Annotated in this window: 18 protein-coding genes; 8 read left to right on the forward strand and 10 right to left on the reverse strand. The window is 61.7% G+C overall.

Going from position 1 to position 13890, the window contains the following annotated elements; translation table 11 throughout:
• Nucleotides 1-61: 61 nt before the first annotated feature.
• The 3 genes from purM (at nucleotide 62) to ABIT12_RS01300 (ending at nucleotide 2763) form a co-directional block, all read left to right on the forward strand.
• Complete coding sequence (gene purM / locus ABIT12_RS01290; protein ID WP_348041618.1) at nucleotides 62-1138, forward strand: phosphoribosylformylglycinamidine cyclo-ligase; 1077 nt, start codon at nucleotides 62-64, stop codon at nucleotides 1136-1138.
• 44 nt (nucleotides 1139-1182) lie between these two features.
• Nucleotides 1183-1731 carry a phosphoribosylglycinamide formyltransferase gene (gene purN / locus ABIT12_RS01295; protein WP_407065570.1) on the forward strand — a complete coding sequence of 183 codons (549 nt, stop codon included), beginning with the start codon at nucleotides 1183-1185 and terminating at the stop codon, nucleotides 1729-1731.
• A 141-nt stretch (nucleotides 1732-1872) separates the two neighbouring features.
• Nucleotides 1873-2763, forward strand: a complete 891-nt coding sequence (locus ABIT12_RS01300; protein ID WP_348041622.1) for a DMT family transporter — start codon at nucleotides 1873-1875, stop codon at nucleotides 2761-2763.
• Between the two features lie 61 nt (nucleotides 2764-2824).
• Here ABIT12_RS01300 and gatB read toward each other — a convergent pair whose 3' ends face one another.
• The 3 genes from gatB to ABIT12_RS01315 all read right to left on the reverse strand — a co-directional run bounded on the left by gatB (nucleotide 2825) and on the right by ABIT12_RS01315 (nucleotide 5256).
• A complete protein-coding gene (gene gatB / locus ABIT12_RS01305; protein WP_348041624.1) occupies nucleotides 2825-4327 on the reverse strand; it encodes an Asp-tRNA(Asn)/Glu-tRNA(Gln) amidotransferase subunit GatB in 1503 nt (500 codons plus the stop codon).
• 99 nt (nucleotides 4328-4426) lie between these two features.
• The gene (locus ABIT12_RS01310; RefSeq protein WP_348041626.1) at nucleotides 4427-4939 is read right to left on the reverse strand and encodes an N-acetyltransferase; all 513 of its coding nucleotides are present in this window, start codon (nucleotides 4937-4939) and stop codon (nucleotides 4427-4429) included.
• Between the two features lie 11 nt (nucleotides 4940-4950).
• Entirely contained in the window at nucleotides 4951-5256 is a 306-nt protein-coding gene (locus ABIT12_RS01315; RefSeq protein ID WP_348041628.1) for a chorismate mutase, read from the reverse strand.
• A gap of 273 nt (nucleotides 5257-5529) precedes the next feature.
• Between ABIT12_RS01315 and ABIT12_RS01320 the strand changes: the two genes are divergently transcribed.
• Nucleotides 5530-5787 carry a YjhX family toxin gene (locus ABIT12_RS01320; RefSeq protein ID WP_348041630.1) on the forward strand — a complete coding sequence of 86 codons (258 nt, stop codon included), beginning with the start codon at nucleotides 5530-5532 and terminating at the stop codon, nucleotides 5785-5787.
• A 120-nt stretch (nucleotides 5788-5907) separates the two neighbouring features.
• On the forward strand, nucleotides 5908-6552 hold the full coding sequence (locus ABIT12_RS01325; RefSeq protein WP_348041632.1) for a DUF998 domain-containing protein: 645 nt from the start codon (nucleotides 5908-5910) through the stop codon (nucleotides 6550-6552).
• 97 nt (nucleotides 6553-6649) lie between these two features.
• Here the strand turns inward: ABIT12_RS01325 and ABIT12_RS01330 are convergent, their stop codons facing one another.
• The 7 genes from ABIT12_RS01330 to ABIT12_RS01360 all read right to left on the reverse strand — a co-directional run bounded on the left by ABIT12_RS01330 (nucleotide 6650) and on the right by ABIT12_RS01360 (nucleotide 10974).
• The gene (locus tag ABIT12_RS01330) at nucleotides 6650-6967 is read right to left on the reverse strand and encodes a hypothetical protein (protein ID WP_348041634.1); all 318 of its coding nucleotides are present in this window, start codon (nucleotides 6965-6967) and stop codon (nucleotides 6650-6652) included.
• Nucleotides 6968-7087: 120 nt separating this feature from the next.
• On the reverse strand, nucleotides 7088-8572 hold the full coding sequence (gatA, locus tag ABIT12_RS01335; protein WP_348041636.1) for an Asp-tRNA(Asn)/Glu-tRNA(Gln) amidotransferase subunit GatA: 1485 nt from the start codon (nucleotides 8570-8572) through the stop codon (nucleotides 7088-7090).
• On the reverse strand, nucleotides 8569-9084 hold the full coding sequence (locus tag ABIT12_RS01340; RefSeq protein WP_348041638.1) for a hypothetical protein: 516 nt from the start codon (nucleotides 9082-9084) through the stop codon (nucleotides 8569-8571). The genes gatA and ABIT12_RS01340 overlap by 4 nt, the downstream gene beginning before the upstream one ends.
• Nucleotides 9074-9586, reverse strand: a complete 513-nt coding sequence (locus tag ABIT12_RS01345; RefSeq protein ID WP_348041640.1) for a hypothetical protein — start codon at nucleotides 9584-9586, stop codon at nucleotides 9074-9076. The genes ABIT12_RS01340 and ABIT12_RS01345 overlap by 11 nt, the downstream gene beginning before the upstream one ends.
• The gene (locus tag ABIT12_RS01350) at nucleotides 9583-10065 is read right to left on the reverse strand and encodes a GNAT family N-acetyltransferase (RefSeq protein ID WP_348041642.1); all 483 of its coding nucleotides are present in this window, start codon (nucleotides 10063-10065) and stop codon (nucleotides 9583-9585) included. Before ABIT12_RS01350 ends, ABIT12_RS01345 begins: the two co-directional genes overlap by 4 nt.
• A 3-nt stretch (nucleotides 10066-10068) precedes the next feature.
• Nucleotides 10069-10356, reverse strand: a complete 288-nt coding sequence (gene gatC, locus ABIT12_RS01355; protein ID WP_348041644.1) for an Asp-tRNA(Asn)/Glu-tRNA(Gln) amidotransferase subunit GatC — start codon at nucleotides 10354-10356, stop codon at nucleotides 10069-10071.
• Nucleotides 10357-10440: 84 nt separating this feature from the next.
• Entirely contained in the window at nucleotides 10441-10974 is a 534-nt protein-coding gene (locus ABIT12_RS01360; RefSeq protein WP_348041646.1) for a hypothetical protein, read from the reverse strand.
• Nucleotides 10975-11039: 65 nt separating this feature from the next.
• Here ABIT12_RS01360 and ruvX point away from each other — a divergent pair, with 65 nt between their 5' ends.
• From ruvX to pyrC, 3 genes are all read left to right on the forward strand, one after another.
• Entirely contained in the window at nucleotides 11040-11504 is a 465-nt protein-coding gene (gene ruvX / locus ABIT12_RS01365) for a Holliday junction resolvase RuvX (RefSeq protein WP_348041648.1), read from the forward strand.
• 80 nt (nucleotides 11505-11584) lie between these two features.
• Nucleotides 11585-12574, forward strand: coding sequence for an aspartate carbamoyltransferase catalytic subunit (locus tag ABIT12_RS01370; RefSeq protein ID WP_348041649.1), 990 nt, complete (start codon nucleotides 11585-11587; stop codon nucleotides 12572-12574).
• The gene (gene pyrC / locus ABIT12_RS01375) at nucleotides 12571-13875 is read left to right on the forward strand and encodes a dihydroorotase (protein ID WP_348041651.1); all 1305 of its coding nucleotides are present in this window, start codon (nucleotides 12571-12573) and stop codon (nucleotides 13873-13875) included. Before ABIT12_RS01370 ends, pyrC begins: the two co-directional genes overlap by 4 nt.
• The last annotated feature ends 15 nt before the right edge of the window (nucleotides 13876-13890 follow it).

The following is a 13890-nucleotide window of genomic DNA, read 5'->3' on the forward strand; positions in this document are numbered from 1 at the left end:
CAACCGCTTAAAGTCTTTCCGTTCCGGCCAGCTCCATGTTTCCCAATTGGCATCGAGGCCCATGTCCGACCCGCAAAACCTGCCATCAAACGGCCTGTCATACAAGCAGGCCGGTGTCGACATCGATGCCGGCAATGCGCTGGTTGAAGCCATCAAGCCCGCCGTGCGCTCGACGCGCCGGCCAGGCGCCGACGGCGAAATCGGCGGCTTTGGCGGACTGTTTGACCTCAAGGCGGCAGGCTTTATCGATCCTGTGCTGGTTGCGGCCAATGACGGGGTCGGCACCAAGCTGAAAATCGCCATCGATACCGGCAATCATTCCACCATCGGCCAGGACCTGGTCGCGATGTGCGTCAATGACATTATCGTGCAGGGCGCCGAGCCGTTGTTCTTCCTCGATTATTTTGCCACCGGCAAACTCGATGTCGAACAGGGCACCGCCATCGTCGCCGGTATTGCCGAAGGCTGCCGCATTGCCGGCTGTGCCCTGCTGGGCGGCGAAACCGCTGAAATGCCCGGCATGTATCACGGCAAGGATTATGATCTGGCAGGCTTTGCCGTCGGCGCTGCCGAACGCGGCACCTTGCTGCCCCGCGCCGATATCGCCGCCGGCGACACACTGGTCGCCGTCGCCTCGTCGGGCGTACACTCCAACGGCTATTCGCTGGTCCGCAAGATCGTCGAAGTCTCGGGCGTTGATTGGTACATGGATGCGCCGTTTGCGCCCGGTCGCACCCTGTCCGAAGCGCTGCTCACCCCAACTCGCATCTACGTGAAGCCGCTGCTCGCCGCGCTCAAGGCTGGCATCGCTATCAAAGCGATGGCCCACATCACCGGCGGCGGCTTTATCGACAATATTCCGCGCGTTCTTCCCGATCATCTCGCCGCGCACGTTGATCTCAATGCCCTCACCGTTCCAAAAGTGTTCGGCTGGCTGTCCCGCGTCGGCGGCATGGAAGAGCGCGAAATGCTGCGCACTTTCAACTGTGGCGTCGGCATGCTGGTCGCCGTGTCGCCTGAAGACGCGCAAAAGCTCGTCGATAGTCTGACAGCCAATGGCGAAACCGCCTCGATTGTCGGCAAGCTCACCGAACGCACCGGCGAGCCGGTGACCTTCGAAGGCGCGCTCAACCTGTGATCAAGAAGCGCGTCGCCATCCTGATTTCCGGACGCGGCTCGAATATGAGTGCGCTGATCGACGCCGCCAAAGCACCTGACTACCCGGCAGAAATCGTTGGCGTCCTCTCCAATCGCGCGGCGGCGCCGGGCCTGGCGGTCGCTGCCAGCCATGGCATCGCCACCGCCGCACTGGCCCAAAGCAAGTTTCCCAGCCGCGACATGTTCGAGGATGTGATGACCCAGACGCTGGAAAGCTGGGACGTCGATCTGGTCTGCCTTGCCGGCTTCATGCGCATTCTGGGCGACGATTTCGTCAACCGCTGGGCCGGGCGGATGATCAATGTCCATCCATCGCTTCTCCCTCTGTACAAGGGCCTGGATACCCACGCCCGAGCAATCGCGGATGGCGCCAAGGTCAGCGGCTGCACGGTGCATTTCGTTACGCCCGGGCTCGATGAAGGCGCACCGATCCTGCAGGCCGAAGTGCCGGTGCTGGCCGGTGATACATCCGACACCTTGGCCGCGCGTATCCTGATAGAGGAGCACCGCATCTACCCGCAGGCGCTGCGGATGCTGGCCCTTGGTCAGGTTAGCGGCATTCCGACCGGCTAAACACACCCACCGCGTTGATTAATGTCCCGCCGTGCCCCCAATCTTCATGGCCATAACCAATCTTGATCGCAGCCATTGTCAAAATCGGTTCGACCTTTGTTCTCCTTCGCCCTAGCGTGCGGTTGAAAACAGGGGAATCAGATGAAATTTGGATATTGGGCGCTGATCATCGGACTGGGCGCAGTCTGGGGCTGCTCGTTCATGTTCAATGCCGTACTGATCCGCGAGATCAGCCCGCTCTGGGTGTCGGCTGGCCGGGTCACCATCGGCGCTGCGATCTGCTGGGTCTATTTCGCCGCGACCCGCCGCACCCTGCCCCGCGATCCAAAACTGTATCCGCAGTTGCTGCTGCTCGGCATCCTCAACTATGCCATCCCGTTCGCTCTGTTCCCGTTCGCCGAACAGCATGTCGCCAGCTCGCTGATCGGCGTCATTAACGGGCTGACGCCGATGACCACGGTGATCATTTCCCAGTTCTGGCCCGGTGGTGAAAAGGCCACCTGGAACAAGATCATCGGGGTGCTGATCGGCTTTGCTGGCGCCATGCTGCTGGCGTCGCCATCCTTCGGCACCGGTGGTTCCACCGAAATCATCGCTCTGCTCGCGGCTCTGCTCGCCACCTGCTGCTACGCCCTGACCCTGAACTATGCCCGCCGCTTCAAGGGCGTCGATTCCGCCACCATCGCCTCAAGTTCGCTGACCGGCGCGGCGCTGGTGATGATCCCGATCGCCTTCCTGTTCTCGGGCATGCCGGTGATCACGCGCGTCGAAACCTGGGGGGCGCTGTTCGGCATCGGCATCTTCTCCACCAGCTTCAGCTTCCTGCTGGTCTATTGGCTGCTGCCCCGCGTCGGCGCCACCAACCTGTCGCTCAACACCTTCATCACCCCGATCTCGGCGATCCTGCTCGGCGTGCTGGTGCTGCACGAAGGCTTCCTGCCCGTCCACATGGCCGGCATTCTGGTGATTTTCCTGGGATTGGTGTTCATCGATGGGCGCCTGGTCAAAGGCCTGCGGCGGGCGCCGGCCTAAGAAACACCCGCGGCGTCATTCCCGCGCAGGCGAGAATAACGCCGTGGAAGGAAATGCCGCGCTACTCGATCCCCAGCTTCTTCTTCATCAGATCGTTGAGCGCCTGCGGGTTGGCTTTGCCACCCGAAGCCTTCATCGCCTGACCGACAAACCAGCCGATCATCGTGGGCTTGGCCAGCACCTTGGCCACCTGATCCGGGTTGGCGGCGATGATTTCGTCGATGATCGCCTCGATGGCGCCAGTATCGGTCACCTGCTTCAGGCCGCGCCGCTCGACCAGCTCAGCCGGATCGGCCGCCTGCTCGTCGGTGATGATCAGCGCCAGCACGTCCTTGGCGATCTTGCTCGAAATCGTGCCGTCGGCAATCAGATCGACAAGGCCGGCGATCTGGCTTGGGGTAACGTGGGTTTCGGCAAACGACACGTTGGTGGTGTTCGCAAACGCCGACAGGTCACCCATGATGATATTGGCAATCGCCTTGCCATCACGCGACTTGCCGCCGAACTTCACCGCAGTTTCGTACCAGTCAGCCGCCTCTCGATCGAGCGTCAACACCATCGCGTCATAGGCGGACACGCCGTATTCGCTCATGAACCGGGCCTGCTTTTCGTCCGGCAATTCCGGGATATGCGCGGCCAGATCAGCGATGAACTGGTCGTCGAATTCGAGCGGCAGCAGGTCGGGATCGGGGAAGTAGCGATAATCGTGCGCCTCTTCCTTTGAGCGCATCGACCGGGTTTCGCCCAACTTGGGGTCGAACAGCCGGGTTTCCTGATCGATCTTGCCGCCATCCTCGAGAATATCGATCTGGCGACGGGCTTCGTATTCAATCGCCTGCCCGGCAAACCGCACCGAGTTGACGTTCTTGATTTCACAGCGCGTGCCGAACTCGCCGCCCGGCTTGCGCACCGAAACGTTGACGTCGGCGCGCATCGAGCCCTGCTCCATATTGCCGTCGCACGTGCCCAGATAGCGCAGGATAGTGCGCAGCTTGCTCAAATAGGTCTTGGCTTCCTCGGACGAGCGCAGGTCCGGCTTGCTGACGATTTCCATCAGCGCCACGCCGGAGCGGTTCAAATCGACAAAGCTCATGTTCGGGTGCTGGTCGTGGATCGACTTGCCGGCATCCTGCTCCAGATGCAGCCGCTCGATGCCGATCTCGATCTCGCCATCGGCCCCCATGTCGAGGAACACCTTGCCCTCGCCCACGATCGGATCCTTGAACTGGGATATCTGATACCCCTGCGGGAGATCGGGATAAAAGTAGTTTTTGCGGTCAAACACCGAGCGCTTGTTGATCACCGCCTTCAGACCCAATCCGGTCCGCACGGCCTGCCGTACGCATTCCTCGTTGATCACCGGCAGCATGCCGGGCATCGCTGCATCAACGAACGACACGTTGGAATTGGGGGCATTGCCGAACTTGGTCGAGGAGCCGGAGAACAGTTTGCTCTCCGAGGTCACTTGCGCGTGCACTTCCATGCCGATGACAACTTCCCAGTCGCCGGTCGATCCCTTGATGAAGCTCTTGGGGTTGGGCGTACGCGTATCGATGAGGCTCAATTGATGGTCCTTGGGCTCGGCGGAATATGCGTAAACGCATAGTGCGAAGGGCAGCCGGACGCAATGGGTTAGGCTTCATTCCGGGTGGCGCAGCCTGCCCTACTCGTCGTCGGCAATGGCGCCCAGAAACGGCGACAACAGCTTTTCCAGCCGCACGCTCGTGAACGCCTCGTGGCTGCTCCGCCCATCGGGGCGCATCGCCAGAATGTGGTAGCCCTGCTTTTCGTAAAACTTCACCGCCCGGACATTGTCGGCCGGGGTTTCGAGCTGCACCCGGTCGGCACCCGCCAGCTCGATCATTGATTCCATCCGGCGCAGCAGCATCGAACCGATGCCGTGGCTCTGCAGTTCGGGCACCACGAACAGGAACGGGATATAGGCCCGCCCGCCAGCACGCGAGCACCAGCCGACCACCACGCCGCCCACTTCGGCGACGATGATGCGGTTGAGCGTTTCAGCAATCGCCTGCGAAAGCCTCGTCGCTTCGGCCTGCCGCATGCCCGCCCGTTCGGTCAACATGGGCAGAATGCTGGTCTCCCAGGCGCGGAAGCCGATCTCGGCCAGGCGCCTCGCATCGCCCTGTTCCGCCTTACGGATACTGACCGCCTGCATGCAATCCTCCGCTATTTGGCGCGCCGCGCCGCAATGATGCCCTTCTCGTAATTGACGTTCCAGTCGATCAGGGTCCGCCACACAAGTTCGGCCTGATCTTCATCGAGATCAAGAGCCAAACTGCGTTCGCGCACCCGCGAAATTACCGCCTCGATCCGCGCCACGTCGCGCGCCTCGTGCGGATCGGTCTTGATCTCTGCCATCCGCGTCACGTAGCGGTGCCGTTCGGCAAACAGCGCCAGCAGTGCCTGATCGACCCGGTCGATTTCGACCCGTACGTCATCCTTGGAAATGCATTCGGCAGGCAATTTGCTCACGGTTCGGTCCATTCAAGCTAGCATATCGTTGTTGCTGGTTTGCACCGGCTGGCGGCCATTTTCAACACCAACCTTGGCGCGATCTGGATCGGCACGATCAACAGCGCTATCCTTGCGCCATGTCTAGCAAGTCCGAGACCCTTTAGCGCCCCGTCCAATTGCGACGGGGCATGACGAACCAGGCTTCTGCCAAGCGCGATGCTGGCGGTTGCTCGTGTTTGTGCGCGGGTCTGTGCCAGACTTTGGCCGCCCGCCTATCGGGCCTACAGTCAAATGGATATTTCCAGAAACGAACAGCGGGTGCTGCACGCCCTCGCCCAGGGCGGCCGCATTGCGCTGCTCAAGAACGATCAGGGCAAAGCCATCGGCCTTGAATTTTTCAACCGCGAAGGCTGGCTGATGAGCAATTGCGACTTGGCGTTGTTCAAGAAGCTCAAGGCCAAAAAGGCGATCAAGTCCTCCGGCGGCCAGCCTTATCGCATCACGCGCCGGGGGCTGGAACTGGTACGTAGCGAAACCGACAATCGCTGATCGGACTCGGCGGTTTGGGCAGCACATGATGCCGCCTGAACCGCCCCGCACGATTCCGAAACTTTGGCGAACGCCGTTACGTTCATGCATCAACCCATTTTGGGTCGGGATGGGCCAAGCATGACCAGCAATTACCGCCTCGGCGCTCTCTTCTGGCTGCTGACAGTCGAATTTTTCATTGCCCAGTTCATCGCCCAGGCGGCGTGGCCGGGCTATTCGATGCTAACCAATGACATCAGCCTGCTCGGTGTCACCACCTGCGGCACTTACATCAATCCCGCTCCAGCCGGCATCATGCCGGTCTGTTCGCCGCTCAGCCTGGTGTTCAACGCCGGAATGGCGATCAATGGCCTGCTCGTGGTGCTCGGCGCCCTGCTCACGCGCCGCTTCTGGCCCAGAGGCAGGCTGACGACGCTGGCGCTCTGGCTGATAGCCATCGGCGGCGACGGCTCCATGCTGGCGGGCATTTTCCCACTCAATACTATCCTGCTGCTGCACGTCATCGGCGCGCTGCTGGCGCTCGGCGTTGCCGCACCCGGCTTCTTCGTGCTGGCGAAAGTGATGTGGAACACCAACCGGACTTTTGCCATCTGCACCGTGCTCACCGGCGTCATCGCGCTGGTGGCATTCCTGCTCTATGCCTCAGGCAATTATCTGGGAATCGGGCGCGGGACTATCGAGCGCCTGTCCGCGTGGCCCTATACGGTCTGGTACATGGTCACTGGCGCGCTGATCTTGGCAGGAGGTCTAAGGCCCACCACCTGATTTTGCAGTCGACACCCTCCCCCTTGCCGGGAGGGATCAAGGGAGGGGGACGAGAGCCCGCGTCTACCAAGAGGAGCCAGATCGAGAATGCGGCCAATCAGTGCTTGGTCACTTCGCTGAGCGCCGCTGCGATGTGTTCCCATTCCTGCGACACGCTGGCGGTTGCCCGCTTCTTGCCGGCGCGGCGATACCAGTAGTCGGCATTGCCCATATCAGCCTCGATCCAGTGCATCAGTGCGTGGATCCAGTCGAACTGCTGCACGCCTTCCATCGCCTGCACGATGGTGTGCGCCTGCTCCCATTCGGGGCCGACGCGCAGGCCGCCCTTCTTGAGCCACCACAGCGCCTGCAGCGGCTTGCTCAAATCCTTGGGCGGCTCGGACCAGTCGAGCGTGGTGAAAATATCGGTGGCCATCGGTGAATTTCCTGTCGGCCCGGATGCCGCCCGTGGCGGCATCACAACCAGTTTCAATTTATGCATGTCCGCCACGTAATGCGGAACTGCCCGCTAATCAAGTGGCGGGCAGCAGCAGGGTTACCACCACTGCTTGGGCGAAAAGTCCATATTGGCACTGCGCTCGATGACGCGGGCAGCGGCAAACAGCGTCTCTTCATCGAACGGCTTGCCGATCAGTTGCAGCCCCAGCGGCAGACCCTTGCCGTCCTTGCCCGCAGGAACTGCAATGCCCGGCAGACCCGCCATGTTGACCGTCACGGTGAACACGTCGTTGAGGTACATCTTGACCGGATCGGAGTTCATGTCCTCGTCGCCGATGCCGAACGCCGCCGATGGCGTCGCCGGCGTCAGCACCGCATCGACCCCATCATTGAAGGCAAGCTCGAAGTCGCGCTTGATCAGCGTGCGCACTTTCTGGGCCTGCACATAATAGGCGTCGAAATAGCCGGCGCTCAAAACATAGGTGCCGATCATGATGCGACGCTTCACTTCGCGACCGAAGCCAGCCGCACGGCTGAGTTCGTACATGTCGGTGATATCCTTGCCCGAAACCCGCAGGCCATACTTCACGCCGTCATAACGGGCGAGGTTGGACGAGGCTTCGGCCGGCGCCACGATGTAATAGGCCGGCAGCGCATATTTGGTGTGCGGCAGCGAAATGTCCTTGATCGTCGCGCCTTCGGCACGCAGCCAATCCAGACCCTGCTGCCACAGCTTTTCGATCTCGGCCGGCATGCCGTCCATCCGGTATTCGCGCGGCACGCCAATGGTCAGGCCCTTGACGCCGCGTTCGACTGCCGCGGCAAAATCCGGCACTGCCAGATCGACACTGGTGGAATCCTTGACATCAAATCCGGACATCGAGGTCAGCATCAGCGCCGCATCCTCGACCGTACGGGCAATCGGCCCGGCCTGGTCGAGCGATGACGCGAACGCCACCACGCCCCAGCGCGAGCAACGCCCATAGGTTGGCTTGATGCCCACGGTGCCGGTGAACGCCGCCGGCTGGCGGATCGAACCGCCGGTATCGGTTGCGGTGGCCCCGGCACACAGCCAGGCTGAAACTGCCGCCGCCGAACCACCGGACGAGCCGCCCGGCACGAGGTCCATGTTCGAACCCTCAGCCTTGAACGGGCTGATCACTGGGCCGTAATACGAGCTTTCATTGGACGAGCCCATGGCGAACTCATCCATGTTGAGCTTGCCCAGCATCAGCGCACCGTCGCGCCACAGATTGGCGGTAACGGTGGATTCGTATTCCGGCTTGAAGCCATCCAGAATGTGGCTCGCGGCCTGCGTGTGTACGCCCTTGGTGCCGAACAGATCCTTGATGCCAAGCGGCACGCCTTCCAGCGAACCGCCGGTTCCAGCGGCCAGTTTGGCGTCGCTGGCCTTGGCCATATCGAGCGCCTGCTCCTCGGTCACCGCCACATAGGCGTTGAGCTTGGGATTAGCTGCAGCGATCGCGCCCAGATAGGACTTGGTCAGCTCGGTCGAGGTAAAGTCCTTGGCCTTCAGGCCCTTGCGGGCGGCGGCCAGGCTCAGTTTGTTCAGTTCGGTCAACGGGGTAACTCGCTCAGATTATCGCAGCGGTGGTAAAGCGTAATGCCGGCAGGCATCGGAATGGGGGCAGTCGCAACATCCTGCGCCGGCGCATCAGCAGGCAGATCGGCGTCAGACACTTCGCCGCCACCCTTTTGCGCATACATGGCATCGCTCATCGACGATACCTGGATGGTGTCGTCATTATAAGCGCCGATGGCCAGGAGATCGGGATACACCTGCCCCGGAATTTCGCACACCGCCTGCACCAGCGTGAACGCATTGCCCGGCTTGGTTTTCACGTCAAAGAAATTGCAGTGATATTCCAGGCTCTGGATGCCGCCATCAAAGGTCAGCGTCAGGAAATCCATGTCGTTATAGGCGTCGAGCCCCTTGGTCTCCAGCGCCTTGCAGGCAGCCGGGTCCGACACGTAAACCTTGTCCTGCGGCACTGGATCGGTCTGGGCCAAAGCCGGACCAGCCGTCAGGCTCAATGCCAAAGCCGCGACACTGATGCGGATGCTAGTCGCCATAGACCAGATCCTTCGGCTTGATCGCTTCGCATAGCGTGTAAATGCCGGCAATGCTGTCGGTGTCCGGCACATAACCGGTCATGCCTTCACGCAGGGAAATGATCTGCACCTTGGCCGGCGGGGTTTCGACCGTATCGCCATTGCTTTCGTTGATACCCATGGAATCATGGCTCACCACGACCTGATCGAGAAAATCGAGATCGTAGCCAATGCAGCGCGCCGTCGAATAGAGATCGACATCGGTCGGATCGTTATCCGCCATCGGCGACACGCCCGTCGTCTGATTGAGGAACGAGCAATACGATTCGCTCATCCACACGCCCAGCCTGGGTGCCACGGCGCGAGCCTTGAGATCAAACAGCGCCTGATGAATGTCGGCGCCCTTGGTCTTTGCCTGTTCGCAAAGCTTCATGTCCGAAACATAAACCGCGTCATAGACATCGGCCGCCATGGCCGAACCGACAGAAGCAAGCATCACGGCAGCAACGAGAATCGATTTCATGCGGTTTGCTCACTCAAGATTGGCTTTTCAAAAAACGCCGACCACTCACTGTCGGGATAATCCAGAAATGGCCCGCGGACGGCGTAACCCGCGCGCGTATAAAGCCGATGGGCCTCCGCCATGCCGTCGCCCGTCCCGGTCTCCAGCATCAGCGTCTTCACTTTGCGCTCGGCCGCCACGTGCTCGATTGCGGCCAGCAGCGACGAGCCGACCCGCTGTCCGCGAACGGTCGGGTCCGTATACATCCGCTTGACCTCGGCCAGGCCGTCGCCGTGCACCTTGAGGGCTCCCATGCCCACCGCCCTACCGGTTTCATCGCGCGCCACGAACAGCGTGGTATCGCTACCCGCCATCTGCTCGACCGTCATCTTGAACTGGAATTCGAGCGGCGACAGCGGCAACAGATGCGCATTCAGCGCGGCGACAAGCCGGCGCACATCATCCTGCAAGGGCGTCTCGATGGCGACGGAAACCGCCATGGCCTACTCCACCACCTTCGGCACCATGAAGAAATTGTCTTCGCTCAACGGCGCATTGGCCACGATCTTTTCCGCATAGCCGCCATCGGTCACCACGTCATCGCGACGTCGCAGCGTCATCGGCGTCACCGACGTCATCGGCTCAATGCCGGTCACATCAACTTCGGAGAGCTGCTCGACAAAGCCCAGAATGGCATTGAGCTCGTCCTGATAGGCGGCCACCTCGCCATCCTCGATCCGGATGCGAGCGAGACGCCCGATACGCTTGACGGTTGCGGCATCGACCGACATGAGAAAATCCTTGGCAGCGGAATGATTGGTTACGGGCTTTTAACAACGCGGCGCGCCAAGTTGCAACACCAGCGTCGCCTGACATCACGCCTCCAGCGCCAACCCGGCCTCCAGCGCCATCAAACCAGTGCCATCCAGATGCTCGCGCAGCGCCGCAACCGCGTGCTCGATCGCCACTTCATCGCCTGCCAGCACGATCAGTCGGGGTGGCGCATCCTTGAGCAGCGCCAACCCCTGCTTGGCCATCACCCCGCCAGTGCCAAACAACACGATCACCGCATCCCGCGACCACCGACCAAGTCCGGGCAGATCCTCGCCCACCAGCAGCAATGGTGGCTCGCCCAGCGCGTCGATCAACACCGAATCCGTCTCCACCCGGCGCAACGCAATGTCGGCCGGTGTGGTGTCATCATCGAGCGCTGTCGGCGGCTTGCGCGGTTTCCAGCTGGCCGCGTCCACCTCGGTCAGCCACGGATCATCCTTGGCAAACACCCGGTCAGCCCCCGAAATCAGCTCGTTGCTATCAATATTGCCGGGCGCCCCGTCCGGATCGCCCACCAGAATCGCCCCGCCAATATGAATGCGGATCGTCGTGCCGCCGAACCAGGTCAGTTTCATTGCAATGCCTCGCCAAACTGGCGCGGAAACTATAGGACGGGCCGGATAACTCAAGGCAGTCCCGCATGACCGACGACATTCCAGCCAATCCCCTGCTCGCCTTGCCACCTAGCGGCAAGCTGCTGGGCCTTGATCTGGGCACCAAGACCATCGGCATCGCGGTATCGGACGGCATGCGCTATTCGGCCACGCCGCTGGAAACCATCCGGCGCACCAAGTTCACCGCCGATGCCATCCGTCTTGATCAGCTGATCGCCGAAAATGCCATCGTTGGCATCGTGCTCGGTCTGCCGCTCAATATGGATGGCTCCGAAGGCCCCCGCGTCCAGTCCACCCGGGCCTTCGCCCGCAGTCTGGCCCAACGCATCACGCTGCCTATCGTGTTCTGGGACGAGCGCCTCTCCACCAGTGCCGTCACCCGCATGATGATCCAGGCCGATGTGCGCCGCGACAAACGCGCTGAAGTGGTCGACAAACTCGCCGCCAGCTACATTCTGCAGGGCGCGCTGGACCGGCTGCGCCGCGCATAAACTGTACGAAAATCGCATAACCGCCTTGCCCCTCGCCGCTCCCTCCGCTAGACCGCAGCAAATATCAGGGATGGGAGCGCATGGCCAAAAGCACGCCACGCAACGCCTCGGGCACAACGGCTGGTTCGTCCAGCGATTTTCCCCCTTTTAACCAGCGGCATCTGCTGTCCATTGCCGATCTCAAGCAGCACGAAATCATCGACCTGCTGGATCGCGCCGAGCTGATGGTCCCCATCTCGCGCCAGGAGCGCAAGATCCACCCAACGCTGACCGGCAAGACCCAGATCAACCTGTTCTTCGAATCCTCCACCCGCACCCAGGGCTCGTTCGAAATCGCCGGCAAGCGCCTCGGCGCGCTGGTGATGAACATGGCGGTCAAATCGTCCTCCGTGTCCAAGGGCGAAACCCTGATTGACACCGCCGCGACGCTCAATGCCATGCGACCCGACGTCATTGTCGTGCGCCATTCGGCGGCTGGTGCGGTCGAGCTGCTGAGCCAGAAAGTCGGCTGCTCGGTGATCAATGCCGGCGACGGCGCCCACGAACACCCCACCCAGGCCCTGCTCGACGCCCTGACCATCCGTCGCCGCAAGGGCCGGATTTCCGGGCTTACGGTTGCCATCTGCGGCGACATCGCCAATTCGCGCGTCGTCCGCTCCAATCTGCTGCTGCTCGGCGCGCTCAATGTGCGCACCCGCGTCATCGCCCCGCGCAACCTGTTGCCAGCCGGCATCGAACACCTCGCCACTGAAGTGTTCACCGACATGCGCAAGGGTCTGGAAGGGGCCGATGTGGTGATGATGCTGCGCCTGCAGCATGAGCGCGCCAATGGCAAGATGATCCCGTCAGTGCGCGAATATTACCACTTCTATGGCCTCGACGCCGAAAAGCTGGCCTACGCCAAGCCCGACGCCATCGTCATGCATCCCGGCCCGATGAATCGCGGCGTCGAGATCGACCCCGCCATCGCCGACGGCGTACAGTCGGTCATTAACGAACAGGTCGAAATGGGCGTCGCGGTGCGCATGGCCGTGCTCGATGCGCTGCTGCCGGCAGGAGACAACCGATGACCGGCACCATCCTGATTGAAAACGCCCGCATCATCGATCCGGCTTCGGGCCTCGATCATCGCGGCGCGGTGCTGATCGAAGACGGCAGGATTGCCGATATCTCCAAGGGTGGCCCGGTCGGCGTGCCGGAAGGCGCCGAAGTCATCGACGCCGCAGGACATATCCTGTCGCCCGGCTTGATCGATATGCGCGTCTTTACCGGCGAACCGGGCAAGGAATATCGCGAAACCCTCGCCACCGCCGGCAAAGCCGCAGCCGCTGGTGGCGTCACCAGCTTCGTGATGATGCCCGATACCACGCCCACTGTGGACGATAGTGCGTTGGTGGATTTCCTGATCCGCCGCGCCAAGGCAACCTCACTGGTCAATGTGCTGCCCGCTGCTGCCATCACCAGGGGCCTGAACGGCAGCGAGTTGACCGAAGTCGGCCTGCTCAAGGAAGCCGGCGCCGTTTGCCTCTCTGATGGCCGCCACTCCATCCAGTCGACCGCGATGCTGCGCACCGCATTCAGCTATGCCGCCAACTACGACATGACCATTGTCCACCATTTGGCCGACCATGGCCTGATCGGCGATGGCGTGATGAACGAGGGCCTGTTCGCCACCATTCTCGGCCTCAAGGGCATTCCGGCCGAAGCCGAGACCATCCCCCTCGCCCGCGATCTGCAACTGGCGCTGCTGACCGGCGTTCGCTACCACGCCGCGCAGATTTCCACGGCCCATTCGGTCGAACTGATCGCCGCCGCCAAAAAACGCTCGAAGCGCATTTCCGCGGGTATTTCGATCAATAATCTGGCGCTCAACGAAAACGACATCGGCCGCTACCGCACCTTCTTCAAGCTCTCGACCCCGCTGCGCTCCGAAGACGAGCGGCAGGCGGTGATCGAAGGTCTGCGCAACGGCACTATCGACACCATCCACTCCGACCACGACCCGCAGGACACCGAAGTCAAACGCCAGCCCTTCGCCGAGGCCTCGGATGGCGCCATCGGCCTGGAAACCCTTCTGGCTGCCGCGCTGCGTCTGGTCCACTCTGGCGACGTCGACCTGCGCACGGTGCTAAAGGCCATGACCTCCCGCCCCGCCGAAATCCTCGGGCTGGAATCCGGCCGCCTGCAAAACGGCGCACCGGCCGACCTGATCCTGTTCGATCCGGAATATCCGTGGCAGGTCACCGCCAACCAGATTCTGTCACGCTCGCGCAATACCAGCTTTGAAGGCGCCCGACTTGCTGGCAAGGTGATGCGAACCATCGTCGGCGGAAAAACCGTCTACACGCATATCGAGGAGACGACGCTTTGATCTTTGCTCCCTGGC

The sequence above is a fragment of the Devosia sp. genome, from assembly GCF_039927955.1.
Lineage (GTDB): Bacteria > Pseudomonadota > Alphaproteobacteria > Rhizobiales > Devosiaceae > Devosia.

Coding starts and splice junctions, on each gene's coding strand:
- purM (WP_348041618.1), top strand. CDS start 62: ATGTCCGACCCGCAAAACCTGCCATCAAACGGCCTGTCATACAAGCAG.
- purN (WP_407065570.1), top strand. CDS start 1,183: ATGAGTGCGCTGATCGACGCCGCCAAAGCACCTGACTACCCGGCAGAA.
- ABIT12_RS01300 (WP_348041622.1), top strand. CDS start 1,873: ATGAAATTTGGATATTGGGCGCTGATCATCGGACTGGGCGCAGTCTGG.
- ABIT12_RS01310 (WP_348041626.1), bottom strand. CDS start 4,939: ATGCAGGCGGTCAGTATCCGTAAGGCGGAACAGGGCGATGCGAGGCGC.
- ABIT12_RS01320 (WP_348041630.1), top strand. CDS start 5,530: ATGGATATTTCCAGAAACGAACAGCGGGTGCTGCACGCCCTCGCCCAG.
- ABIT12_RS01325 (WP_348041632.1), top strand. CDS start 5,908: ATGACCAGCAATTACCGCCTCGGCGCTCTCTTCTGGCTGCTGACAGTC.
- ABIT12_RS01330 (WP_348041634.1), bottom strand. CDS start 6,967: ATGGCCACCGATATTTTCACCACGCTCGACTGGTCCGAGCCGCCCAAG.
- ABIT12_RS01340 (WP_348041638.1), bottom strand. CDS start 9,084: ATGGCGACTAGCATCCGCATCAGTGTCGCGGCTTTGGCATTGAGCCTG.
- ABIT12_RS01345 (WP_348041640.1), bottom strand. CDS start 9,586: ATGAAATCGATTCTCGTTGCTGCCGTGATGCTTGCTTCTGTCGGTTCG.
- ABIT12_RS01350 (WP_348041642.1), bottom strand. CDS start 10,065: ATGGCGGTTTCCGTCGCCATCGAGACGCCCTTGCAGGATGATGTGCGC.
- gatC (WP_348041644.1), bottom strand. CDS start 10,356: ATGTCGGTCGATGCCGCAACCGTCAAGCGTATCGGGCGTCTCGCTCGC.
- ABIT12_RS01360 (WP_348041646.1), bottom strand. CDS start 10,974: ATGAAACTGACCTGGTTCGGCGGCACGACGATCCGCATTCATATTGGC.
- ruvX (WP_348041648.1), top strand. CDS start 11,040: ATGACCGACGACATTCCAGCCAATCCCCTGCTCGCCTTGCCACCTAGC.
- ABIT12_RS01370 (WP_348041649.1), top strand. CDS start 11,585: ATGGCCAAAAGCACGCCACGCAACGCCTCGGGCACAACGGCTGGTTCG.
- pyrC (WP_348041651.1), top strand. CDS start 12,571: ATGACCGGCACCATCCTGATTGAAAACGCCCGCATCATCGATCCGGCT.